General features: G+C 72.9%; 20 protein-coding genes. 11 read left to right on the top strand and 9 right to left on the bottom strand.

The features are described from left to right. The first annotated feature begins 4 nt into the window (after nt 1-4). A complete protein-coding gene (locus ACLJT4_RS21670) occupies nt 5-1108 on the top strand; it encodes an NAD(P)-dependent alcohol dehydrogenase (protein ID WP_411124290.1) in 1104 nt (367 codons plus the stop codon). Nucleotides 1109-1239: 131 nt separating this feature from the next. Beyond that, entirely contained in the window at nt 1240-2148 is a 909-nt protein-coding gene (locus tag ACLJT4_RS21665; protein ID WP_411124234.1) for a class I SAM-dependent methyltransferase, read from the top strand. Between the two features lie 40 nt (nt 2149-2188). Here the strand turns inward: ACLJT4_RS21665 and ACLJT4_RS21660 are convergent, their stop codons facing one another. From ACLJT4_RS21660 to ACLJT4_RS21650, 3 genes are all read right to left on the bottom strand, one after another. Next, entirely contained in the window at nt 2189-2650 is a 462-nt protein-coding gene (locus ACLJT4_RS21660) for a hypothetical protein (RefSeq protein ID WP_411124232.1), read from the bottom strand. Nucleotides 2651-2746: 96 nt separating this feature from the next. Continuing rightward, nucleotides 2747-3301 (bottom strand): AAA family ATPase, encoded by a 555-nt coding sequence (locus ACLJT4_RS21655; protein WP_411124230.1) that lies wholly within the window; start codon nt 3299-3301, stop codon nt 2747-2749. 116 nt (nt 3302-3417) lie between these two features. Then, complete coding sequence (locus tag ACLJT4_RS21650) at nt 3418-4302, bottom strand: helix-turn-helix domain-containing protein (RefSeq protein ID WP_411124228.1); 885 nt, start codon at nt 4300-4302, stop codon at nt 3418-3420. Nucleotides 4303-4428: 126 nt separating this feature from the next. Between ACLJT4_RS21650 and ACLJT4_RS21645 the strand changes: the two genes are divergently transcribed. Continuing rightward, the gene (locus ACLJT4_RS21645; protein ID WP_411124226.1) at nt 4429-5295 is read left to right on the top strand and encodes an SDR family oxidoreductase; all 867 of its coding nucleotides are present in this window, start codon (nt 4429-4431) and stop codon (nt 5293-5295) included. A 342-nt stretch (nt 5296-5637) separates the two neighbouring features. Further along, a complete protein-coding gene (locus tag ACLJT4_RS21640; RefSeq protein ID WP_233655548.1) occupies nt 5638-6270 on the top strand; it encodes a DUF1524 domain-containing protein in 633 nt (210 codons plus the stop codon). 134 nt (nt 6271-6404) lie between these two features. Here the strand turns inward: ACLJT4_RS21640 and ACLJT4_RS21635 are convergent, their stop codons facing one another. Continuing rightward, entirely contained in the window at nt 6405-7319 is a 915-nt protein-coding gene (locus ACLJT4_RS21635; protein ID WP_411124224.1) for an SDR family oxidoreductase, read from the bottom strand. A gap of 123 nt (nt 7320-7442) precedes the next feature. On the opposite strand from ACLJT4_RS21635, the gene ACLJT4_RS21630 reads away from it, so the two are divergent. From ACLJT4_RS21630 to ACLJT4_RS21620, 3 genes are all read left to right on the top strand, one after another. Continuing rightward, nucleotides 7443-8009, top strand: a complete 567-nt coding sequence (locus ACLJT4_RS21630) for a TetR/AcrR family transcriptional regulator (RefSeq protein WP_411124222.1) — start codon at nt 7443-7445, stop codon at nt 8007-8009. Nucleotides 8010-8364: 355 nt separating this feature from the next. Beyond that, nucleotides 8365-8607: a hypothetical protein gene (locus ACLJT4_RS21625; RefSeq protein ID WP_411124220.1), complete on the top strand. Its 243-nt coding sequence runs from the start codon at nt 8365-8367 to the stop codon at nt 8605-8607. Next, the gene (locus ACLJT4_RS21620; protein ID WP_411124218.1) at nt 8600-9697 is read left to right on the top strand and encodes a response regulator; all 1098 of its coding nucleotides are present in this window, start codon (nt 8600-8602) and stop codon (nt 9695-9697) included. The genes ACLJT4_RS21625 and ACLJT4_RS21620 overlap by 8 nt, the downstream gene beginning before the upstream one ends. Before the next feature lie 106 nt (nt 9698-9803). Here ACLJT4_RS21620 and ACLJT4_RS21615 read toward each other — a convergent pair whose 3' ends face one another. From ACLJT4_RS21615 to ACLJT4_RS21605, 3 genes are all read right to left on the bottom strand, one after another. Continuing rightward, nucleotides 9804-10967, bottom strand: a complete 1164-nt coding sequence (locus ACLJT4_RS21615) for a ferritin-like domain-containing protein (RefSeq protein WP_411124216.1) — start codon at nt 10965-10967, stop codon at nt 9804-9806. 433 nt (nt 10968-11400) lie between these two features. Then, nucleotides 11401-14340, bottom strand: coding sequence for a BTAD domain-containing putative transcriptional regulator (locus ACLJT4_RS21610; protein WP_411124214.1), 2940 nt, complete (start codon nt 14338-14340; stop codon nt 11401-11403). Nucleotides 14341-14529: 189 nt separating this feature from the next. Further along, nucleotides 14530-16401: a transketolase gene (locus tag ACLJT4_RS21605; protein WP_411124212.1), complete on the bottom strand. Its 1872-nt coding sequence runs from the start codon at nt 16399-16401 to the stop codon at nt 14530-14532. A 249-nt stretch (nt 16402-16650) separates the two neighbouring features. Between ACLJT4_RS21605 and ACLJT4_RS21600 the strand changes: the two genes are divergently transcribed. Continuing rightward, entirely contained in the window at nt 16651-17145 is a 495-nt protein-coding gene (locus ACLJT4_RS21600) for an acetate--CoA ligase family protein (protein WP_411124210.1), read from the top strand. A gap of 45 nt (nt 17146-17190) precedes the next feature. Here ACLJT4_RS21600 and ACLJT4_RS21595 read toward each other — a convergent pair whose 3' ends face one another. Together ACLJT4_RS21595 and ACLJT4_RS21590 are read right to left on the bottom strand one after the other, a co-directional pair. After that, on the bottom strand, nt 17191-17721 hold the full coding sequence (locus ACLJT4_RS21595; RefSeq protein ID WP_411124208.1) for a universal stress protein: 531 nt from the start codon (nt 17719-17721) through the stop codon (nt 17191-17193). Nucleotides 17722-17934: 213 nt separating this feature from the next. Continuing rightward, nucleotides 17935-18720, bottom strand: a complete 786-nt coding sequence (locus tag ACLJT4_RS21590) for a GNAT family N-acetyltransferase (RefSeq protein ID WP_411124206.1) — start codon at nt 18718-18720, stop codon at nt 17935-17937. A 658-nt stretch (nt 18721-19378) separates the two neighbouring features. On the opposite strand from ACLJT4_RS21590, the gene ACLJT4_RS21585 reads away from it, so the two are divergent. The 3 genes from ACLJT4_RS21585 (at nt 19379) to ACLJT4_RS21575 (ending at nt 22947) form a co-directional block, all read left to right on the top strand. Next, nucleotides 19379-20662: a cytochrome P450 family protein gene (locus tag ACLJT4_RS21585; protein WP_411124204.1), complete on the top strand. Its 1284-nt coding sequence runs from the start codon at nt 19379-19381 to the stop codon at nt 20660-20662. Between the two features lie 252 nt (nt 20663-20914). Then, a complete protein-coding gene (locus ACLJT4_RS21580; RefSeq protein WP_411124202.1) occupies nt 20915-21589 on the top strand; it encodes an HdeD family acid-resistance protein in 675 nt (224 codons plus the stop codon). A gap of 692 nt (nt 21590-22281) precedes the next feature. Then, nucleotides 22282-22947 carry an endonuclease gene (locus ACLJT4_RS21575; protein WP_411124200.1) on the top strand — a complete coding sequence of 222 codons (666 nt, stop codon included), beginning with the start codon at nt 22282-22284 and terminating at the stop codon, nt 22945-22947. The last annotated feature ends 138 nt before the right edge of the window (nt 22948-23085 follow it).

Genomic DNA, 23085 nt, shown 5'->3' with positions numbered 1-23085 from the left:
GACCATCAGGTTCAGCGCGGCGGTGCTGCGCGCGTACAAGAGTCCGTTCGCGGTCGAGGAGGTGGTCCTCACCACCGGGCCGGCCCGTGACGAGATCCTGGTGCGGATCGCGGGCTGCGGCATGTGCCGCACCGACCTCGCCGTCCGGCGTTCGGCGGGCCGCTCACCGCTGCCTGCGGTGCTCGGCCACGAGGGGTCTGGCGTCGTCGTGGAGACGGGCGGCCCGGAGACCGGCCTGGACGTCGGCGACCACGTCGTGCTGAGCTTCGACTCCTGCGGCCGGTGCCGGAACTGCACGGGCGCGGCCCCCGCCTACTGCGACTCCTTCGCCGCGCTCAACCTCTTCGGCGGGCGCACGGAGCACGCCGCGCGGTTAACCGACGCGGCCGGAGACGCCTTGGCACCGCGGTGGTTCGGCCAGTCCGCGTTCGCCGAGTACGCGGTGGTCCCGGCCCGCAACGCCGTCCGGGTCGACCCCGCCCTCCCCCTCGCCCTGCTCGGACCGCTCGGCTGCGGCTTCCTGACCGGCGCCGGAGCGGCCCTGAACACCTTCGGCGTCGGCCCCGGAGACACCCTCGCGGTGTTCGGCGCCGGCGCGGTGGGCCTGGCCGCGGTGATGGCGGCCACCGCCGGCGGGGCGGCGACCGTGGCCGTCGACAGCCACCCCCAACGGTTGCTCCTCGCCGAGCGGTTCGGCGCGCGCCCGCTGCACGCCGCGACGGCCGACCTGCCCGAGCGCATCCGACGCCTGACCGACGGCGGAGCCCAGTACGCCCTGGACACCACGGGGTCCGCCCGGCTGATCAACGAGGCGCTGCGGGCACTGCGCCCGACCGGCCACCTGGCACTGGTCGCCCGGCTCCACACCCCACTGCCGCTGGAACCAGGGACCCTGGATCGGGGCCGGCGGATCTCCCACCTCTGCGAGGGGGACGCCGTACCGGCACTGCTGATTCCGCGTCTGACCGGACTGTGGCAGGTCGGACGGTTCCCCTTCGACCAACTGATCCGCACGTACCCGCTCGCGGACGTCAACGTGGCCGAACGTGACTGTGACGCCGGCCGCGTGGTCAAGCCCGTCCTGCTTCCGGTGACGGGAAGCGGATGAGCCGGGCGACCGCATGCCGGACGTCGGACGTTCGCGCCGTTCCGCCGTCCCGTCGCGCACCGCCCGAACGGATCCTGAACGTCATGCACGTGCCGTAGTTCGTGGGCGCCCCGCGCGCCGAGGGAGGACACATGGTCAGCACGGCCCGTCGGAACACCGGTGCGGACGGCGTGGACGGAGGCGTCGGCCTCACCGCGCTCCTGGTCGCCGCGGCCCGGGCGATCGAGACGCACCGCCACGACAGCCTGGCCCGGGACGTCTACGCGGAGCACTTCGTGCGCGCCGCCCCGGCGTGCGCGGCCTGGCCGGTCCGCATCGAACACGTTGCGGACGGGGACGCGAATCCCCTCTGGGGGCGATTCGCACGCTACTTCGGACTGCGCACCAGGGTCCTCGACGACTTCCTCCACCACGCGGTGCACGCCCGAGGCGCCCGCCAAGTGGTGTTGCTCGGCGCGGGGTTGGACACCCGGGCCTACCGCCTCGACTGGCCGCCGGACTGCGTGCTCTACGAGATCGACAGGCACGGCGTGTTGGCCTTCAAGCACGAGGTCCTCGACGGGGTGTCGGCCCGGCCGGGTACGGCCCGTGTGCCGGTCCCGATCGATCTGCGCGACGACTGGGCCGGGGCGCTGCTCGACGCCGGATTCGACGCCGACACACCGAGCGCCTGGCTGGCCGAGGGGTTGCTGTTCTACCTGCCCCGAGCCGTCGAGACGTACCTGATCGACACGATCGACGGGCTGACCACGGGCGGCAGCGCCCTGGCCTACGAGGTCAAGCTGGAGCCGAACTTGCTGGCGTACCGCGACAGTCCGCTCTACACCTCGACCAAGCACCAGATCGGCATCGACCTGCTGGACCTGTTCGACGCTGAACCGCGCCCCGACTCGGCCGGCGACCTGGCGGGCAGAGGGTGGTCCACGGCGGTCCACACCCCCTTCGACTTCACCCGGCGGCACGGCCGCGGCCCGCTGCCCGAGGAGAACGACGCGCTGGCGGGGAACCGCTGGGTGTTCGCCGACAAGCCCCGCCCGTAACGCCGCTGCCTCCCCGTGCCGACCCTGCCCGCCTGGCAGTTCAACGCCGCATGGGCTGGTCGCAGAGGGGGGACAGCTCGGCGTTCGTCGCGGGACGGAGCGTCGAGAGGACGTGCCGGGCGGCCGTCAGGTCGGTGGGGCGGTCGGAGTGGGACACGGTGTGGACCAGGCCGCCGCGGCGCAGGCGCAGTTCCCGCCACGCGGTGAACCCGTCGTAGGCCACCAGTTCGCGACCGCCGCCGTAGTCGTCGGTGCAGGTGACCGTGACCCCGGGGAGAACGGGACAACCGTGGGCGTCGGCGCGACGGGTGTCCTGGTCCGGGCGTGCCACGGCGAGGTGGGGTCCGGCGGCGCCCAGCCGCTCGTAGTCGGCGCCGAAACCGGGCCGGACCGCGGCGAGCGCCAGCCCACCGGCGGGCGTCCCCGCGACGGCGCCCACCCCGGCGAACAGCCACCCCCGCACCTGTACCCGCACCACCGTTTCGCCGCTCACTTCCCGCATGGGCCGCATGCTGCGGACCGCGTCGGGCCGTACCCCCCCCAACGGAGCCAGGCACGGCACCCCGTGCAGACGGGGCGTGTGCGCGGAGTGCGGGGCCTACCCAGCGGCACCGGCTCCCGTCAGCCAACCGGTGGCGCGCACCACCTCGTGTGCGATGTCGACGACGGAACGCCCGTCGGTCGCCACCCGTACCGTGTCCGCGGGGGCCCGTTCGTCCAGGAGCCGTGCCTTGAAGGCGCTGTTCTTCAGCTCCTGCGCCAGCTCCGAGCCACGTTCCCGGCCGGCCAGCCGCTCCCCGGTGGTCGCGTCCGACGCGGTGAGCAACACCCGGGCGATCCTGACGTCCGCGCCCATGGCCCGCCGGAACATGTCCTCGTTCTCCGCCAGTACGCTCACGGTGTTGGTGTAGACGAGGCGCCGGTACCCGAGCTCCGCGTAGTTCGACCAGATCGCCGCGAGATTGCGCGCGGCGAGCTCTCTCCGGTGCGGGTCCGCCTCCGGAGCGGGATGCGCCTGCGCCATGAAGTCGCCCTCGACGACGCAGTGCGCGACCGGCGCGGCGCGCAGGCGCGCCGACACCTCCCACCCCACCGTCGTCTTGCCGACCCCCGCCCGCCCGCCGATGAGCAACACCTCTGATCGATGTTCCATGCCCGCACCCTGCCACCGAACGGCCGGTGCGGGCGAACGAATTGCGTGCGGATCGGGAGCGGGGGAGAGGGGTCGCGGAGGGCACGGAGCCGGCGGCGCTGAGGTCCCGGCGGCAGCTACTGCTCGCCCGACGCGGGCTGCCCGGACGGCGCCGGATCGTGTGCGGGCGGGTCGGCGGTCAGGCTTCCCAGCAGGGCGAGCGCCTCTTCCGAAGGGCTGCCCGGGGCGGCTTGGTAGACGACGAGCTGTTGTCCCGGCGCGCTGTTGACGGTCAACGACTCGTAGGCGAGGGTCAGCTCGCCGACCAGCGGGTGCCCGAAGCGCTTGGTCTCGTGGGTCTTCTGACGGACGTCGTGGCGGGCCCACAGGCGGCGGAATTCCGAGCTCTTGAGCGACAACTCCCCTACCATCGAGATCAGTTCGAGATCGTCGGGGTCGGCCCCCGCGGCGGTGCGCAGTCCGCTCACGGTGTTGGCCGCCACGCGTTCCCAGTCCGGATAGAACGCCCGGGCGTGCGGGTCGAGGAACACCAGCCGCACCAGATCACCGCTGTGGGCGTGGCCGGCGAACAGCGCCCGGCCCAGGGAGTTGTGGGCCAGCACCGTCAGCCGCCGTCCCAGGACGACGGCCGGTGTGCGGTGCCAGGTCGCCATCAGCTGCGAGAGGACCGGACTGACCTGTTCCGGCCGTGCCCGGCCGCGGCTCCGTGAACGGACCCGCGTGGGAGCCGGTGTCGCCAGCCGGTGCACATGGTCCGTCGCCTCCTCGTCCAGGTGCAGGACCCGGGCGAGTGCCTCGACGACCTGCACCGAGGGGTTCCGCTCGCGGCCCTGCTCCAGTCGTACGTAGTAGTCGACGCTGACCCCGGCCAGCGTCGCGACCTCCTCCCTGCGGAGCCCCGCCACCCGGCGCCGTGGGGAGACCGGCAATCCCGCGGCGTCGGGTGTGACCAGGGCACGGCGGGCACGCAGGTACTCCCCGAGCGGGTTCGCGCTGTTCATGGACACAACCCTAGGACCGACGGACGGGGCGGGGGCCCCGGAAGGTGGCCGTGGTACTCCTACGACGGGGACCCCTGCGAGCAGACCTGCCTGTTCAGCAGTGTGCGGCCGCCGCATCGTCGAGCCATGAACGCAACTCCTCCCAGCAACACTTCCGACAACACCGCCAACACCGCCAACACCGGCAACATCATCAATACCGTCAACGCCGGGAACGTCAGCGGCGGCAGCCCCGCGCCGAACCTGTCCGGCCGGGTCGCGGTCGTCACCGGAGCGTCCAGCGGCATCGGTGCGGCCACCGCCCGTCGCCTGGCCGCCGGCGGGGCAGCCGTCGCCCTCCTGGGCCGCCGCACCGACCGCCTGCGCGCGTTGGCCGACGACTTGGAACGCACCACCCCCGGGGCAGTCCTGCCGGTGCCCGTCGACCTGACGGAGCCCGGGGCCGTCGACACCGCCGCCCGCACCGTCACCGCACGCCTCGGCCGAGCCGACCTCGTGGTCGCCAATGCCGGAGCGATGCTCGGCGCCCCCTTCGAGACCGCCGGCACCGACGAGTGGGACCGCATGATCGACCTCAACCTGCGCGCCCTGGTGCACACCGCCCGCGCCTTCACCGAGGACCTCCTCGCCGCCGCGGCCGCCGGCCGGCCCGCGGACTTGGTCCACGTCGGATCGGTGGCCGGTCACACCTGCTTCCCCGGCTGGTCGGTCTACTGCGCCACCAAGGCCGCGGTGGCACACCTGACCCGCAACCTGCGCGCAGAACTGGGCCCCCGAGGCGTCCGCGTGAAGAACGTCGAACCCGGTGTCACCGTCACGGAGCTCGGCAGCGACATGCGCGATGCCGCCATGCAGTCCACCCTCGCCCGCATGCGGACCGACCTGAAGCCCCTGACCGCCGACGACATCGCCGACGCCCTGGCCTTCGCCGTCGCCGCGCCCCCGCACGTCAACATCGCCGAACTGGTCGTCGTCCCCGTGCAGCAAGGCTGACCTCCGTCCGCCGGCCGGTGAACCGGGGCGCCGGCCCTCTTCCGCCCGGTGCCGCACCTCCGGCCGCGGAAACGGGGCGGGAGTCCGGAGGGCACCCCGCCGCGAACACCAGTTTTTCCCAAGGCCGTTGACATGACGTCGCTCCTCCCGGACGGGCGGTGCGTTCGAAGTCGGCGGCCTTGGGGTGGGGTTGGCGTGACGGGCCCGCACCCCGGTGTTCAAGAGTTGGTAATGGGCGGGGAAAGACATTGTCATGTCCATTCAACGCGCGTAGCGTTCAATGCGGCAGTGCGGTTTCCTCGAAAGGCGTCTCTCCAACCCCCCACATTTCAGGAGATCTTGATGCCTCGTGCTGCCCTCGGGCTGTCCGCCGCCGCCGTGATAGTGGTCGGCCTGGCCGCCGCCCCGGCGCTCGCCGAGCCGCCGGCACCACCGTCGACCTCCACCGCGCGCAGCGAGCTGGCAGCGCTGACCGTAGGCACTCCGCACTCCATGGACGGCTACGCCCGCGACAAGTTCTCCATATGGGCCAAGCAGCCCGACGGCTGCACCACGCGTCAGGACGTCCTCGCCCGCGACGGCAAGGACGTCCAGGACAAGCCGGGCAGCTGCCAGCCGGCCAGCGGTTCGTGGTACTCCGCCTACGACGACGCCACCGTCACCGACGTCGCCCAGGCCACCATCGACCACATGGTTCCGCTCGCCGAAGCCTGGCGGTCCGGCGCCGACACCTGGACCGCCGACCAGCGCAAGGCGTTCGGCAACGACCTGAAGGACCCGCAGCTGCTCATCGCCTCGGAATCCTCGAACAGTTCCAAGAGCGACAGCGGACCCGCCGACTGGAAGCCGACCAACCACACCTTCTGGTGCACCTACGCCAAGGACTACACCCACATCAAGTCCGTCTGGAAGCTGACCAGCACCGACGACGAGAAGAAGGCGCTGGGCTCGATGCTCGACACCTGCACCGACTGACCCGACGGTGACCCGCCTCCCGCACGCGCCACGGGGCTCCGCGCGTGCGGGAGGCGCTGCGTGCCCGCCTCTTGCCGGGCGGTGACAGTGTTAGTGGCGGCGGCAGTCGCGGTGGACCGGCCTGAGGGCGTCCGCTACGCCACGGTGGAACGGCTCGTGGCATCCCGGAAGTAGTGCCCCTGTTCCAAGTCCTCCATGAGCCCGTGATGGGTCGGCCGCCACCCCAGGAGCTCGCGGGTCAGTGCGCTGGAGGCCGCTGCGTCAGCCCCGAGGAAGGCCCCGAGCCAGCCGAAGTGCCGCTCCGCGTACTCGGGGGAGACGGGGAGGGCGGGCAGGTCGAGGTGCCGGCCGATCGCCTCGGCGATGGTGCGGACCGGTATCCCCTGCTCGGCGACGCCGTGCAGCACGGACCCCGCCGGGGCACCTTCCAGCGCCAGCCGGAACAGTCGGGCGACGTCGCTGCGATGCGCGGCGGACCACTGGTTGGACCCGTCGCCGACGTAGCCGGAGGCACCCTTCTCGCGGGCGGTGGCGATGAGGGACGGGACCAAGCCGTGATCGCCCTCACCATGCACCGACGGCGGCAGTCGCAGCACCGACGAGCGGACCCCTTGCGCGGCCAGGGCGAGCGTGGTTTGTGCGGCGGCGGCCCGGGGGCCCGCGGTCGGGGCGGGGGCGTCCCGTTCGGTCGCCAACCGCCCTTCGCTGATCCCCAGCGTGCCGGAGGCGATGACCAGGGGCCGGCCGGACCCCTCCAGGGCGGCGCCGAGGGTCTCGACGGCGCAGAGATCGGTGCGCGCCGCCTCCCGGAACTGTGAGAAGTCGTGGATGAACGCGAGATGGATGACGCCGTCCGCGGCGGTGGCGCCCGCCCGCAGGCTGTCGAGGTCCGTGAGTTCGCCGCGGTGCACCTCGGCACCGGCGTGCGTTAAGGCGTCGGCCGCGGCGTCCGAGCGGGCGAGCCCGACGACCTGGTGACCCGCGCCGATGAGCTCGGGGACGACGGCGGAACCGATGAACCCGGAGGCGCCCGTGACGAATACGCGCATGAGGGGAACTCCTAGTGGTCTCGCCCTCGTCGACAAAGATCGCCGAGGGTCGAACGATGTCAGTGACTGTCATCAACAGTACCACGGTGATGTCAGTCCCTGTCATCGCGTAGGATGCCCAGCATGAGTCGATGGGAGCCCAACGCACGTGGCCGACTTGAGCAGGCGGCACTGGAGCTCTACACCGAGCGCGGATACGAACAGACCACCGTGGCGGAGATCGCCAAGCGGGCGGGACTGACCGAGCGGACGTTCTTCCGGCACTTCCCCGACAAGCGCGAGGTCCTGTTCGCCGGATCGAGCTCCCTCCAGGACCTGTTCGTGCACACCGTTTCCGAGGCGCCCGACGCCGCCGCACCGATCGACGCGGTGACCGGGGCCCTCGAAGCCGCAGCTGCGCAGTTCCAGGGCCGCTTCGACCACGTCAGCCGGCGGCAGGCCGTCATCGTCGCCAACGCCGAACTCCGCGAACGCGAGCTCATCAAGCTCGCCTCGTTGTCCGGGGCGCTCACCGACATCCTGCGCCGCCGCGGCGTCGGCGAGCCGACCGCGCGCCTGACGGCCGAGGCGGCGGTCGCGGTGTTCAAGATCGCGTTCGAGCGCTGGATCGAAGAGGGCGGCGAAGGGGACTTGACGCACCTCATCCGCGAGTTGCTCGCCGAACTCAAGGCCGTGACCGCGGGCGGCTGACCCCGCCGTCGCGTCGAAGTTCCCCCGCACCGCCCGGTCGTGGAGCGGCCCCCGCGCTCCACGACGTCAGACGCCCTCGACAGACGCGCGACGCGGGCCCGCAGCGAGCGTCAACACCACGCCCACCACCACCTGGGCGTTGCCGCAACGCCACCACCGGCAGGGCGCCCCCGATCTGCGCAGGTGACGCGTTGCGGGGGCGTCGTACGACACCGCAACGGGCGGCTGCCGTTGCCGTTTCTTCGGTTGCCTGGCGCAACGGGTTCACCGGGCGCCATTGTGTGGCGCAGGGCGAGGCGGCCCACCCGGGGCCCGCCGCCCCCGTCCGCCCTGTGGCGGGTGAAGGAGGGCAGGGATGGATCGTTCGCTTGTGTCGGTGCGGGCGGCACTGGTGCTGTTGCTCGCGGCGCTGACCGGAGTCGGCGTCGGCCTGTTATCGGTGCTGGCCGGCGACGGAACGGCGCGCGGCATCCTCGCCGGGCTCGCCGCCGCCGGAGCGGCCCTGCCGCTGTGCAACCGGGCCATCGCCCCGGATGCCGCCACCGGCCGACCGGAGGCGGGCACGGAACGGGTGAACGGCGGAAGCGTCCGTGGGTGAGCTGCGCCCGCTCGGCGAGCACCTGACGCCGGAGTCCCGAGCGTTGGCCGTCGCACTGCGGGAGCTGTTCGAGGGCCTGGAGGTCTCGGTGCGCCGCTATGCCGCCCGACGGGTGCGCGACGCCGGCACGTTCTCCCGCTACCTCGGCGGTTCCCGCATCCCACCGTGGGAGGTGGTGATGGACCTCTTCACCGATGTCGCCGAGCACCGCGGTATGGCCGCCACCCCGGACGCCATCGAACTGGTGAGGCGGCTGCACCGGACGGCGGTGGAAACCAGCGGTTCGCCCCGGCACGCGGTCGAGGTGCTCGAACAGCAGCTCGCCGAGGCGGACCGCGTCTCGCGCCGCTCGACCGCCCGCGGCGACGCGCTGGGTGACGCCCTACTGGACCGCAAGCACCGCATCGCCGACCTGGAGGTGCGCCTGAACCAACTGGAAGCCGAATGGAGCGCGGAACGACAGCGGGCCGAACGCCTGGCCGCGGCCAACCCCGACGTCACGGAGCTGCTGCACGAACGCGACCAGTTGCACGACGAGGTGACCCGGCTGTCCGCCCAGTTGCACGAGGCGCAAAAGCGGCGCGACGAGGCCGAACAGCGCTGCGCCCTCCTGGAGCGCCAGTTGGACGCGGTCGAAAACGTGCAGCAGGCCGCCGTCGCCGTCGTACCCGCGGCGTCTCGGGCCATGCCCAAGGTCCTGATCGTCGATGACCAGCCCGACAACCTGCTGGCCATGACGGCCGTCCTGTCCACCCTCGACCAGGAACTGGTCGCCGTCCCCTCGGGCCGCGAGGCCCTCAAGGCCCTGCTCGACCACGACGACTTCGCCGTGATCATCATGGACGTCCAGATGCCGGACATGGACGGCTACGAAACCGCCGCCCACATCAAACGACGTCCCCGCACCCACGACGTGCCCATCGTCTTCCTCACCGCCATGGGCACCGACCCCGAGCACTCCGCCCGCGGATACGCCGCCGGCGCCGTCGACTACATCGGCAAGCCCTTCGACCCGTGGGTCCTGCGCGCCAAGGTCGCCGTCTTCACCGGCATCTACCTCGAACAGCGACGCCTCGCCGGCGGCCGGTGACGGCCGAGTGGACGGCCGGGCCGGCGCCCCGCCCTCCGCGCGGCAGCGCCCGGTGCCGCAGTCGGTGCGGCACGGGCGCTGCGCGACGCCGGTCCAGGCGCGCCGGTCAGAGGGCGCGCCGGTCCGGGAACGGCCGGAACTCGGGACCGTAGGTGCCCGGGTCGTCGGGACGCTCGATCTCCATCAGCTCCACCGCGGGGGTCTCCAGCCCGTGCATGGCGTGGACCGCCGCGCCCAGGGCACGGTGGCCGCCGCCGTCCCAGGCGCGTTCCAGAGAGCTGAGCACGGCGTGGAAGTTGGCGTCGAAGCGGTGCAGCAGGCGCCGCACGTGCTCCGGCGGACGGTGCCAGCCCCCCTCCGGCACCCGCGCCATGGGGCGGGTCTCCGGGAACGGCACGGGCGCGCCGGTGAACCGCCACCTGCCCCGGTCCTTGCGCAACCGCCGGCCGTGGTAGATCTCGCCGAAGGCGTAGTAGTGGGCCGGATGGTCGTCCTCGAACGTGTCGGACGGGGAACTGGCGGTGCCCTCGCCCTGTTCCTTGATCATCTCCATGGCCCACTCGACGTCGTCGAGGTTCGCGACGGGCCGCAGCACGTCCGAGCCGATGTGCTTGGACAACTGCTCCCGCGTGGACAGTTCGGGATCCACGCTGCGGAACGCCCTCTGCAGCTCGCCGTAGAAGACCCCCACGCTGAGGGATTCGTCCAGACGTTGCGCGAGCGGGGCCTCCGGCTCCTCGATCGCCATCATCACGTCGCGCACGAACGCCTTGCTGAGCCCCGCCAGGTACACGGTCACATCGGCGCGCACACCGCCGGGCAGGGGGCCGGGAAAGTCGGGTGCGGCGTCCCTGACCCTCGGCCGTCCGCCCACCGCAACCAACAGGTTGCACACCAGGCCCAAGTGGAACATCTCGTCGCCGACGATGCGTCGGATCAAACGGGCGGCCTCGCTGCGTCGGTCCTTGATGGACCACCAGGCGCACAAATAGGGCGGGATCGTGGCGAGTTCGAGTGCCACGGCGACCTGGAGCGAGTCCCGGATCCAGGCCACCCCGCGGGCCTCCTGGGGAACGGCGAGGAGGCGTCCCACGGTCCCGGAGCCCGGACCGGGAGCGATGGGCGGCCCGTCCACCGGGAGTTCGGCGGCCTGCGCCGCACCGGCGGCCGCGACCGGTGTGGCGGCCGCGACGGCGGCCGATGCCAGGAAGCTCCGGCGTTTGAAGCGGTTGTCCATCAGCACGTCCGGAACATCCCTCGCGTCAGTCACCGTTGCCTCCGCTCACAACCATGGTCCGCCTCGACGTCATTGCCTGGGGCTCTCAACCAGTTCGCGAAGGTAGCAGCCGCCACCACCGTTCCCGGGGCGCATGGCGTCGGCGAGTGCCTCGACCACCCTGTCGGGCCAATCGACGGCAGACGGAGGAGAGCCTGATCTCCGCTGGGGGCAATCGCCGGACCGACCGCTCCTGCGGCAGACACCGCCCCGCCGCGCCCGCGGCGCCCCGAGCAGGACGAGCCGAGGCCCGCCCGCGCCTGCGCCGCCCCGCACATTGCCGCCGCGCGCGCGGCTCCGACGGCCGCACCACCAGCGAAGTCATCACCATGTCATCGCGATGTCAACGGTCACCGTCAGCGTCGCTGACGTGCGATGCAGGAAGACCCGAGAACTTGAGGGAGCCAGGCCGATGCCGAACGGGAGGCTAGAAGTCCGGCCCCCGCGCGTCCCGTTGGCGGCGAATGCCGTCCAGGAAGGAGGAGATCCGTGCACGGTTGGCGCCGGCATCGGGCAGGGCCACCGACCGCTCGAAGAACTCGCGCGACCCGGCGAGGTCTTCCGCCGCGACGTCGTTCCAGACCAGCCGGGTGCGGAGCGCCTCGGACGCCACGTCGATCTGCCCGTTCAGCGCCCCGCGCGCCAGACGGCCGAGCTCGGCCGCCTGCTCCACGTCGCCCAGGCACGCCTCGGCGGTGCTCGACTTCCCGAGAACGGCCGCGTAGAGCGGCACGTCCCTCAGACGGACGGCCAGGTCCGCGGCCCGGCTCAACGCGTCGACGGCGTCCCGGGCCCGGCCGAGGTCGAGATGGAGGATTCCCAGGCGGAGCAGCGTCTTGCCGAGCAGCCGTGGGCTTTCGACCCGCTCGGCAAGGACGATCGCCTCGGTGTAGCACTCGTACGCCCGGTCGTGCTCGCCCAGCTGGTGGTGCATGTCGCCGACGGTCGCCGTGACCACGGCCGTGAGCCAGGCGTCGTCCAACTTCCCCGCGATCTCGGCGGCTTCGGCGAAGTGGCCCATGGAATCGGTGACCTGGCCCTGGAGGTTGGCGAACGTTCCGAGGTTGCCCAGGGCTCTGGCCTGTTCCAGCAGGTCGTCGGAGCTGCGGCTGATCTCCAGGGCCTGTGTCAGCCAGGGGTGGGCCTGGGCGTACCGGCCCTGCAGGCCGTACAGCATTCCCAGGCAGGTGCGGATTTCGGAGGCCATCCGTCGGTCGGCGACCACGGTGACCAGGGGCAGTACCGTCTCCAGGGTGGTGCGGCACTCGTGGAACCGGCCCTGCCGGGTGAGGTAGTCGAACAGCCCCTCGGCGAGCCAACAGGCTTCGTCCAGCTTGCCCACGCCCACCGCGTGCCCGACCACGTCGACCAGCTCGGCACCCATCGCGTCCAGCCAGTTCGTCGCCTCCTCCCAGTCGGCGAACGGCGCGCTCCCCGGCGTCGGACCGGTCGGGAAGGCGGACGGCCCCCAGTCGCTCGAACGCCGGGCGGCGGCCACGTACAACCGGAACACCCCGTCCCGGACCGCCGCGACCTCCGCGGGGAACCCGGCCGCGACCCGTCGCGCGTACACCGCGACCAGGTCGTGCAAGCGGTAGCGGTCGGCCGCCACCTGTTGGACGAGGCTCGCATCGACCAGGCTCGTCAGGACGTGCTCGGCCTCCGGCCGCGTCCAGTCGAGCATCGCGGCCAACGCCACCGCGTCGAGCTCCACGGTGGGCGACAGTCCCAGGGCCCGGAACGCACGCTGTGCGGCGACCGGCAGTTGGTCGTAGGAGAGCTGGAACGCGGCCTCCACGCTGCGGTCCTCGACCGAGAGTTCGCCGAGCCGCCGCTCGTCGTCCGCCAACCGGTCCACCAGGGAGCGCAGCGCCCACGTCGGACGGTTCTGCAACCGCGCGCCGGCGATCCGCAGGGCCAGCGGCAGCTGGTCGCACAGGCCGGCCAGCCGGCGGATCGTGTCGTCCTCGTGCGCGGGCCCCGCGCCGCCCACGATGCGGCTGAGCAGCCCCACCGCGTCGTCCATGTCGAGCGGCGCCAGCGAGACCCTGCGGTCGACGTCCAAACCGGTCAGCCGCTGACGACTGGTCACCAGCAGCATGCTGCCGGGGCCGGCGGGCAGCAGCGGACGCACCTGTTCGGCGCCGGACGCGTCGTCGAGCACCACGAGCAGCCGCAGGGCAGCGGTGGCCGTCCGCCAGGAGGCGGCCAACTCGTCCAGGTCCTCACAGTCCTCGCCCTCGTCGGCGCCGACCGCCCGCAACAGCCGGCGCAGCACCCGCTGCGGACCCGACGCCCCGCGATCCTCGCGGTACCCGTGCAGGTCGACGAAGAGGCAGCCGTCCGGATACCGCTCCCGGCCCGCCCGGGCCGCGCGCACCACCAGCGCGGTCTTGCCGACCCCGGCCATGCCGTCCACCGCGCGGACCGTCACGCCCCCCTCGTCGGCCGCCGGCGCGCCGAGGAGCGCGAGCTCCCGGTCCCGGCCGATGAAGTTCCCCACGCCGACCGGAAGTTCGTTGCGCACGCGGCGTTCCCGTCGGGTGCCCACGGGGTGCGCAGTCTGCGGACGCCGGTGCTCCGGCCGTACGGCGGTGCCGATCAGCTGCGCGTCGTCGCCGCGCAGCACCGCCTCGTGCACCTGCCGCAGTTCGGCGCCCGGCTCCGCCCCCTGGTCCGCCACCAGACGACGGCGCACCTTGGCGAAGACCTCCAGGGCGTCGGCCTGCCGATTGCCGACGTACAGGGCGCGCATCAACAGGGCGGCCAGCGCCTCGTGGTACGGGTGCGCCTCCGTCAGCGCGAACAGTTCGCCGATCGCGGCCACCTGCCGGCCCAGGCGCAGTTCGCAGTCCAGCTTGTCCTGGACCAGGGCCAGGCGGTATTCCGTCAGCCGCAGTCGTTCCCCTTGCGCGAACGGCCCGGGAATCCCGGCCAGCGGCTCGCCGCGGAACAGTTCCAGCGACCGGGACCAGGCATCCGCCGCGGCCTCCAGATCGCCGCCGACCCGTGCCGCCGACGCCTCGGCGGCGAGCTCCGCCATGCGTGCCGCGTCCACCCACACGTTCCGCGGGACGAAGCGGTAGCCCCCGCGGTCCGTGAGGATCACGGAATCCGCCGGGCCGCCGCCGGCGCCGTCCAGGCACTTGCGCAGTCGGTGGACGTAGACCGGCAGGACCTTGGCGCCGGTCCCGGGCTGTTCCGTGCCCCACACGCCGTCGAGGAGCTGCTGTCGGCTGGCCGTCGTGCCGGGGCGGAGCAACAACGCCGCGAGCAGTGCCTGTTCACGCACCGGGCCGAGGGCCAGCGGCACGTCGCCGCGCCATGCCTGGAGCGGGCCGAGGAGAGCCAATCGAAGCTGCTGCACGGCCGTGTGTACCCCCCGTCGAAGACCCGCAGGGGAGTATAAGCCGCTGATGACGGCCCTCCGGCCCGGCCTCCAGGAGGCTGCACAACGTGTGCGCGCGGTGAATTTCCCGCCCGGACCGCGCACCGACGCGGCCGGTGGCGCGAGGCACCGCTGAGGGCCGCCGCGCGCCACCGACGCCGTGCGGGACTACGACCGCAGCAGGGCCCGCGCGGCCCGGGCGACGTGGGCGTGGGAGATGCCGGCCGCGTCGAGGAGCTCGTCGGTGGTGCCGGAGCCCGGCAGGTCGGTGACGGCGAGATGGGCGAAGGCGGGATGGTCGCCGGTGGCGGCGAGCGACGACAGGACGGCCTCGCCGATCCCGCCCTCGGGGTGGTGGTCCTCGACGACCACCAGGGCTCCGGTCTCCCGGGCGGCGCGCGCGAGGGCGTCGGCGTCGAGGGGCTTGACGGAGTACAGGTCGATGACGCGGGCCTCGATGCCGTCGGCGGCGAGGTGTTCGGCGGCGGTCCGGCAGGCGTGCAGGGTGACGCCGGCGCCGATCAGGGTGACCCGGTCCTGCTCGCTGTGGCGGAGGATCTTGGAACCGCCCACCGGGAACGTCTCGTCGCTGTCGTAGAGGACCGGGTAGGCGCCGCGGGTGGTGCGCAGGTAGGAGATGCCGTCGAGATCGGCCATGGTCGCGGTCAGGGCCGCCGCGGAGGTGGCGTCGCTGGGGTACAGGACGGTCGAACCGTGGACCGCGCGCATCATGGCGAGGTCTTCGAGGCCCATCTGGGAGGGGCCGTCGGCGCCGATCTCGACGCCGCAGTGGGTGCCGCACAGCGCCATCGTGATCTGGGAGACGGCGGCCATGCGGATGAAGTCGTGGGCGCGGGTCAGGAACGCGGCGAAGGTGGTGGCGTAGGGGCGGTAGCCGCGCACGGCCATGCCGACGGCGTCGGCGATCATCTGCTGTTCGGCGATGTAGGTCTGGAAGTACCGCTCGGGGTGGGCCTTCGCGAAGTCCTCGGCGTGGGTGGAGTTGCCGACCTCGGCGTCCAGGGCGACGACGTTCGGCCGGGCGCCGACGGCGGCCAGCGCCCGGCCGAACGCGACGCGGGTGGCGACGGCGTCGCCGACGTCGAAGCGGGGCAACTCGACGGGGTCGGTCGACGGCACGGGGGCGGGCACCGCGTCCGGCGGTCGGGGGCCGCGCACGCGCAGGTGACGGATGCCGCCCAGCTCGGCCACGGCCCGCTCGGCCAGGTCCTTGGGCAGCGCCTTCCCGTGCCACCCCTCCTTGTCGGCCACCTCGGCCACGCCGCGGCCCTTGACGGTCCTGGCGACGATCACGGTGGGGGCCAGGCCGTCCGCTGCCGTGGTCAGGGCCTGGTCGATCTCCGCCACGTCGTGCCCGTCGATCACCAGCGCCCGGCACCCGAACGCCTCCACCCGGCGGGCGTAGGCGGCGGTGTCCCACTCCAGCTCGGTGGGTCCGCTCTGGCCGAGCCGGTTGACGTCGATGAGCACGGTGAAGTTGGCCAACCGGTGCTGCCCGGCCTTGTCGAGGGCCTCCCACACGGACCCCTCGGCCATCTCACTGTCCCCGCACAGCACCCACACCCGGTAGGGCTCCTTCTCCAGGTCCCGGCCGGCCAGCGCGATGCCCACGCCGTAGGCGATGCCCTGCCCGAGGGACCCGGTGGCCAGGTCAACCCACGGCAGCACGGGAGTGGGGTGGCCTTGGAGACGGTGGCCGAACCGGCGGTACGTCGTCATCAACTCGTCGTCGGTGACGGCACCGGCGGCCTTGAACATCGCGTACAGCAGCGGAGAGGCGTGCCCCTTGGAGAAGACCAGGTGGTCGCCGGCCGGATTGTCGGGCGCGTTCCAGTCGTAGTGCAGGTGACGGGTCATCAGGACAGCCATCAGATCGGCCGCGGACAGGCTTGAGGTGGGGTGTCCGGAGCCGGCGGCGGTGCTGGCGCGCACCGAGTCCACGCGCAGCTGCTGCGCGAGTTCGAAGACGTCGGGCAGGTCGCTCTCCGGCCCGAGCGTGGTGGTCTGCGCTGCGGTCATGAGGGGGCCTTTCGTGGACGGCCGGTGGGCGCCGGGTGGGGTGCCGCCGGTTCGGGTTTCGGGGTGGCCGATCAGCGTCCGGGCAGGGTAACCGCGCCCTTGGCCAGGGATCGGGCAGGAGCGCGCCCTTGGGCGATCCGTTCGAACGCGCCGACGGGCCCGCGGTCCGCCGCCCCCGGCCGGTCGGCCCCTGCCCGGAGCGGCCCGACGACCGCACGCTGGAACCGTCGCGACCCGGGGACAGCGGTCGTGGGGTTCCTCGACCTCCGCGGTCGGCACGCCGTACGGACCGCCTACCGCGACCTCACCGCCCAGCTCGGTACGGCGATGACCGGTGCGCTGGTGCGGCCCATGGCGGAACGGGGCGTGGAGCTCATGGCCGGGGTGGTCCGGGACGAGGTCTTCGGCGCCCTGGTCGTCTTCGGAACCGCCCGCACCACCACCGCGTTCCCGGCCGACCACGCCACCCGCCTCGCACCCCTCACCGACACCGACGTCGACGAACTGCTCACCGCGCCCCGCTGCGCACCCGCGCCGTTCCGCCACCGAGGCGCCGCACCGGTCGACCCGGCCGCCCTGAAGGACCTCCTGGCCCGGCTCTCACAGATGGCCGACCTGTCCGAACTCGCCGAAGCCGAATGCACCCCGGTGCTCGCCCGGTCGGACGGCTGCACCGTCGTCGACGCCCGGATCCGCCTCGTGCCCCACCGGCCCACCGACCCGTATCTGCGCCGACTCCCGTGAACCCCCGGTGAAACGACCGGCAACGGAGGCCGGACGCGCTCCGGCTCAGCGGCTCTCCGTCAACCCCTGGGTCCGCAAGGGGAGGTTCCAGGCATTGCGGCGGTGCACGGCGTGCAGCGTGCGGTGAAGTGGAGACGGCGGCACGGCCAGCACCGGGCAGCAGCAGCGCGCGAGGCAGTACCGCCCTACGGAGGGCCACATCGCGCGGTGCAGCCGGCCGCGCGGACCGGCCCCGACGACCAGTAGGTCCTCGACGCGGTCGGCGACCGCGACCAGGACCGCCCCCGGTTTGCCGCACACCACGATCCGCTCCAACGGCACACCGGGCCCGGCGCTGCCGAACGCGTCGTCGAGGGCTTCGGTGAGCCGGTCGACCGCCATGCTGCGCCAGGCAGCGGTGGACGTCGGGCCGGGCCCGCCACGATGAGGGATGTTGCCGCCCGGCGGCTCCCAGGCCAGCACGGCGCACAAGGCGGCGTTCCTGACGCGGGCCTCGGCGGCGGCCCGATGCAGAGCGGTCAGACTTCCCAGCGAACCGCTCACGCCCACCACGACGCGCCCGCCCGGCCTGCTCATCGGTCAGCTCCCCATTCCTCGTCCCGTGGGACGTCGACGTGCGCCACGGCTCTCCGTGACGCGGAAACCCGCGCCACGTCCTCACCGCTCCATCGAAAGCGCAGCTGCGCGGCCGGCGCGGGGTCGTTGGCGCTTCCCTTGCGCGGTCAGGGGCATCCCTGACGCTTCCTTGATTGTTCCCGTGCGCCAGCGAGCCGCCGCCGGCACCACCTCTCAGCCGACCAGCCCGACCGCGGGCCGAACCGGCTGCCCGACGGCGTAGTGCACGTACTCGTCCGCCAGGCGAAAACCGGCCGTCCAGGCCAGGAGGCGACTGGCGCGGTTGTCACGGGAGCAGGTCCAACTCGGCAGGTGTCCGCGCGCAGTGATGTCCCGGCACAGTGCGGTGACGCAGGCGAGGGCGAGCCGCTGCCGGCGGTGCGCCGGCAGTGTCACACAGGCGATGTCCTCGTACCCGGTCCCGCGGAAATACGTACAGGCGACGGCGAGGAGGCCCCCGTCCCGGAACGCACCCCAACAGTGTCCGGAGGCGGCCAGCTCCACCGGACCACCCCAACTGGCATGGACCCAGGAGACGTCCACGCCCGGTGCGCTCAGCGCGCCCAGCGCCTCGGCGTCCTGAGCGACCAGCCGGCGCACCGTCACGCCACGCGGCGGGCGCACAACTGCCTGGGGTTCGCGCAACAGATACACCATGCGCTCCCAGGGCACCAGCAGGTCGAAGGCACTGCCCAGCAGGGGCAGGAAACGGGCGGGTGCCTGGGCGTAGTGCGCGGCGAACCTGGCCAGTGCGAGCGGCGCGAGCGCCGTGGGGTCGCCCCGGAACAGCACGTGGTCGGCACAGGCAACCACCACGGCACGCGGGTCGTGCGCCCGGTCGGCCCACCAGTGGCCGGTGCGGGTGAGGAGCGCGTGTTCCGCCAGTGCGATCGCGCCAGGAGGCCCGTCCGCCAACCAGGCGTTCAGGTGCGGAAGCTGACGGGACGAAAGTTCGATCACAGGAGTTCCTCGTGGGTGTCGCGCAGCGCGCGGACCAGCCTGCCGGACGGGGTTCGCCCGGGCGTGGTGGTCGATGCGCTGGTCGCATGGCCCGAACGGGCCGTAGGGGCCGGTTCGGGTGGGTTGGGTGAGGCTGGCGTGCCGACTCACGCGGTGTCGCGTGGCGCACCGGCCGCGGTCGGCGGCTCGTCGGCGAACTGGGTGGACTCGACTGCCCAGTTGAGGTGAACGGCAGGCCGTTCCCGCACGGAACGCGGGGCGAGGACGCCGCCGCGGTCGCTCACGACGTCCCGCAGGGCCGCGGAACGCGCCTCAGCAGGACCCGGACGTCCTCAGGCAGCGCACAGCGTGCCGCGGACCCTGGGGATGGGGCGGGTGGTCGAAGAGAAGCCGGACACCGTTCACAGCCCCATCGAATGCCATGCACCAGCGGCCCGCAACAAGCGCCCGCCCCTCTTGACGCACCCCTGATGAACTGTGGTTTCGCCGGCCGGGGAAAGCGGATCGATGGGGCGGGGCGGTCCCGGCGCCCACCCGTCCCAGGGGCGGACGGCACCGGATCACCCGCCAATTCCAGTCCCCCCGGCTCACCGCACCGACTCTGCCGCCCACTCCACAGCGAGACCAGCCTCCCCTAATCTCCTCCTGAAGCAGCGTCATGACCGGCCAGCCGAAAAGGAGTCACCAGGTGGAGGACATCGCGCCCGTCGGGCCGCCGCACCGCATGGATCCTTCCGGCGGCTGCCCGCATGCCGACAACGCCCGACTGCTCGCGCACGGTGCCGTCGCCCCCGTGGTGCTGCCCGGGGAGATCGAGGGCATGGCCGTGCTCGGGCACGCGGCGCTCAAGGAGTTCCTCGGCCACCCCGACGTCGCCAAGGACGCCAGGCACTTCACCGCCCTGAGCGAGGGCAGGATCCCCGAGGGCTGGCCGCTGCGGACCTTCGCGACGGTGCGGAGCATGACCACCGCGGACGGCGAGGACCACCGGCGTCTGCGGTCGCTGGTGAGCCGCTCCTTCACGGCCCGGAGGGTGGCCGAACTCCAGTTCCGTGTCGACGAGTTGACGGACTCCCTGCTCGACGACCTGGCAGGGGCCGCCCGGGCCGGTGGGGGAGTCGCCGACCTGCGTCGTCACTTCGCACTGCCGTTGCCGATGGGGGTCATCAGCGAACTGCTCGGTGTGGCCCTCGCCCACCGCGACCGGCTCCACGAGCTGTCCGTGGAGGTGGTGACCACCGACATCGGGTCACAGCGGGCGATCGCCGCCAACCACGAGTTCGTCGCCGTCATCGGCGAGTTCGTCGCGGCCAAGGCCCGGCATCCCGGGGACGACCTCACCAGTGCGCTCATCGCCGCCCGGGACGACGACGGCGACCGGCTGAGCGGGCCGGAGCTGATCGGCACGCTCCTGTTGATGATCGTCGCGGGGCACGACACCACGCTGAACCTGATCACCAACGCCGTACGGGCCCTGTGCGGCCACCGTGACCAACTGGAGCTCGCGCTCAGCGAGCGGGTGACCTGGGGCGACGTGGTCGAGGAGACGTTGCGGTGGGACGCGCCCGTCAGCTACTTCCCGTTCCGCTATCCCGTGCGGGACCTGACCCTGGACGGAACGGTCGTCCCGAAGGGCACCCCGGTGCTCGCCGGTTACTCCGCCGCCGGGCGGGACCCGGCCGCCCACGGGCCGGACGCCGACCGCTTCGACGTCACCCGGCCCGGTCGGCCCGACGCGGTGCGCCACCTCTCGCTCGGGCACGGCGCCCACTACTGCCTGGGAGCGCCGCTGGCCCGCCTGGAGGCGGAAACCGCGCTCCAGAGACTCTTCCGCCGTTTCCCCGATCTGGAACTCGCCGTCGCGGAAGACGCGTTGCCCCGCCACGCCGGCTTCGTCGCCAGCAGCGTGGGCTCGCTTCCCGTACGGCTGTGGCCGTCCTGACCTCCGGAGTCCCGCGGAACGGCGCGTGGCGCCTGCCCCCGGCCGCCCGGCGTCACCACGAGGGGTGCCCGGCGTCACGACCACGGGCCGGAGTCGCGCGGGCACGCTGCGCCCTCCAGCGGGGCGCCCGGACACCGCGAGTGGGGGCGTCCATGCCTGGGGCGGCCTTCCCCGCGAGCGGTACGGGGCCGATGGGGTGACGATGGACATGACGTGACCCGACCGTGCTGGTCCATGAGAAAGGCGGGCGGTATGACATCACCCTCAGCATCTTCGGGCAACAGCCAGCCCCACGCCCAACCAACCGGCCCCGCGGGCGAAGCGCTGGGCGCCATGGCGAACCTCGGCTGGCAGGCCCTGCTGACCATCGGCCTGGCGTCGATCGCCCTGGGCGTCGTCGTCCTGGCCTGGCCGGGCCGGACCCTGCACGTCGTCGGAGTCGTCTTCGGCATCTTCCTGGTGGTCAGCGGCGTCTTCCAACTGGCCGCGGCGTTCGGCGTGCACGTGCCCGGACACCTGCGTGCCCTGCACTTCATCACGGGCGCGCTCTCCCTCCTGCTCGGACTCGTCTGCTTCCGCGGCACGCTGCAGTCGATCCTGCTGCTCGCCCTGTGGATCGGCTTCGGCTGGTTGTTGCGCGGCATCATGATGACGGCGGCCGCGGGTTCGTCCCCCGAGATGCCCGCGCGTGGTTGGCAGCTGTTCCTGGGCATCATCACCCTGCTGGCAGGCATCGTGTTGATCGTCTCGCCGTTCGGATCGATCGCCGCCCTGACCGTGGTCGTGGGCATCATGGCCATCGTCCTGGGGGCCGTCGAAGTCGTCCACGCCATCCAACTGCGCATGACGGCCGGTCGACTCACCCGGGGCACGACCACCAAGCACCGGCGGTCCCTGTTCCACGCACACCCCCACCCCCAACACTGACGTCCCGCAGCACGGGCCGGACGTACCGCGTCAGCGGACCCCGGCCCGCGCTGCATGCCCGGGCGTTCTAGCCCGGGGCGATCCGCGCCATGACGGGACATGACGCGTCGTGCGGGATCACCCAGGAGAGCCGGAGCCGGAGCCGGGCTCGCGGCGCCGTGGAGTGGCGGAGGCGGGCCGCGGGTCAGGGGCCGGGCCAGGAGTGGGTCCCGGCGTCGGTGGGGTCGGGACGGGCGGCACGGGGTCCGGTTCGGGCCGCGGCGGGGACGGCGGCACCGGGTCCGGGCCGGGTGGCGCGGGGACGGGCCCGGGTGCGGGACCCGGCTGCGGGCCCGGCGGACCGGGGTTCGGGCCCGGTGCGGGTGGGACCGGATCCGGCCGGGTGGGTCCGGGCGGTCCCGGGGGCTGCGGCACGGTCATGGCGACCTCCGTCCATGGGGTAGCGCGTCCTGTCCACCGTACGACGCCGGTGCCCGGGCCCCGCCCTCGTCCCTGCCCACGCACGCGGCAGCCACCCGTACGCACGAGCCTGCGCCCGTACGGCTCCTGGCTCCCAGAGGGACCGGCGGAGGGCACCACGTGGCGGCGGACGGGGCGACGGAGAAGGGAACGGCCGAAGGAGCGGGGCACGCCGCGAAGTTGCTGACGGAGGGCCGCGGCGGAAGGTCCGGCACACTGCGTGGAGGGCGGCAATGAGCGGCACATCCGGTACCCGCCAACGGGAACTCGTCCGAGCCCTGCTGGAACGCCACGGCGAGACGTACGCGGCGGAGAGCGGCATCCTCCTGCGGAACACCCCGCAGCCGCTCTACCAACTCGCGGTGCTGACCGATCTGCTCAGCACCCGCATGCGCGCATCGGTCGCCGTGGCCACGCTGCGGGCACTGCGCGACGCGGGACTGAGCACCCCGCGCCGCATGCTCGATGCCACCTGGCAGCAGCGCGTGGACGCCCTCGACGCGGGCGGGTACCGACGCTACGACGAGAGCACCGCCACCCGACTCGGCGAGGGTGCGGAACTGCTCCTGGACAGGTACGGCGGCGATCTGCGGCGGATGCGGGAGACGGCCGACGGCGACGCCGACGCGCTGCGCCGGACGCTCCGGGAACTGCCGGGCGTCGGCCCCACCGGATCCGCGATCTTCCTGCGTGAGGTGCAGGGCGTCTGGTCGGAGTACGCCCCGTTCCTCGACCCGAAGGCCGTGCAGGGCGCGGAGCGGCTGGGGCTGCCGGACGATCCGGGGAAGCTCGCGCGACTGGTCCCCAAGGGGCGGGCCGCCGCCTTCGCCTCCGCCCTGGTGCGCGTCGCGCTGGACCGGGCGATCGCCGAGGAGGTGCGGGCGGCGGCGCACCGCTGACCGGTCGGCCCGTGCCCGCCCGCGCCGGAGCGTCGCGCGTCCGTCCCCACCGCCTCGGACGACCAGCACGGCGAGCAACGCCACCCCGGCCAGGAACCATGCGACGTCGTCGCCGGCATGCCGCACTCCGCGCACCAC

It is taken from the genome of Streptomyces sp. x-19, from assembly GCF_046549115.1.
Lineage (GTDB): Bacteria > Actinomycetota > Actinomycetes > Streptomycetales > Streptomycetaceae > Streptomyces > Streptomyces albulus_C.
This window is presented reverse-complemented; position numbering and strand designations above follow the sequence as displayed.

Coding starts and splice junctions, on each gene's coding strand:
- ACLJT4_RS21640 (WP_233655548.1), top strand. CDS start 5,638: ATGCCTCGTGCTGCCCTCGGGCTGTCCGCCGCCGCCGTGATAGTGGTC.
- ACLJT4_RS21595 (WP_411124208.1), bottom strand. CDS start 17,721: ATGAGCAGGCCGGGCGGGCGCGTCGTGGTGGGCGTGAGCGGTTCGCTG.
- ACLJT4_RS21655 (WP_411124230.1), bottom strand. CDS start 3,301: ATGGAACATCGATCAGAGGTGTTGCTCATCGGCGGGCGGGCGGGGGTC.
- ACLJT4_RS21645 (WP_411124226.1), top strand. CDS start 4,429: ATGAACGCAACTCCTCCCAGCAACACTTCCGACAACACCGCCAACACC.
- ACLJT4_RS21635 (WP_411124224.1), bottom strand. CDS start 7,319: ATGCGCGTATTCGTCACGGGCGCCTCCGGGTTCATCGGTTCCGCCGTC.
- ACLJT4_RS21585 (WP_411124204.1), top strand. CDS start 19,379: ATGACCGGCCAGCCGAAAAGGAGTCACCAGGTGGAGGACATCGCGCCC.
- ACLJT4_RS21625 (WP_411124220.1), top strand. CDS start 8,365: ATGGATCGTTCGCTTGTGTCGGTGCGGGCGGCACTGGTGCTGTTGCTC.
- ACLJT4_RS21605 (WP_411124212.1), bottom strand. CDS start 16,401: ATGACCGCAGCGCAGACCACCACGCTCGGGCCGGAGAGCGACCTGCCC.
- ACLJT4_RS21580 (WP_411124202.1), top strand. CDS start 20,915: ATGACATCACCCTCAGCATCTTCGGGCAACAGCCAGCCCCACGCCCAA.
- ACLJT4_RS21665 (WP_411124234.1), top strand. CDS start 1,240: ATGGTCAGCACGGCCCGTCGGAACACCGGTGCGGACGGCGTGGACGGA.
- ACLJT4_RS21660 (WP_411124232.1), bottom strand. CDS start 2,650: ATGCGGGAAGTGAGCGGCGAAACGGTGGTGCGGGTACAGGTGCGGGGG.
- ACLJT4_RS21630 (WP_411124222.1), top strand. CDS start 7,443: ATGAGTCGATGGGAGCCCAACGCACGTGGCCGACTTGAGCAGGCGGCA.
- ACLJT4_RS21650 (WP_411124228.1), bottom strand. CDS start 4,302: ATGAACAGCGCGAACCCGCTCGGGGAGTACCTGCGTGCCCGCCGTGCC.
- ACLJT4_RS21575 (WP_411124200.1), top strand. CDS start 22,282: ATGAGCGGCACATCCGGTACCCGCCAACGGGAACTCGTCCGAGCCCTG.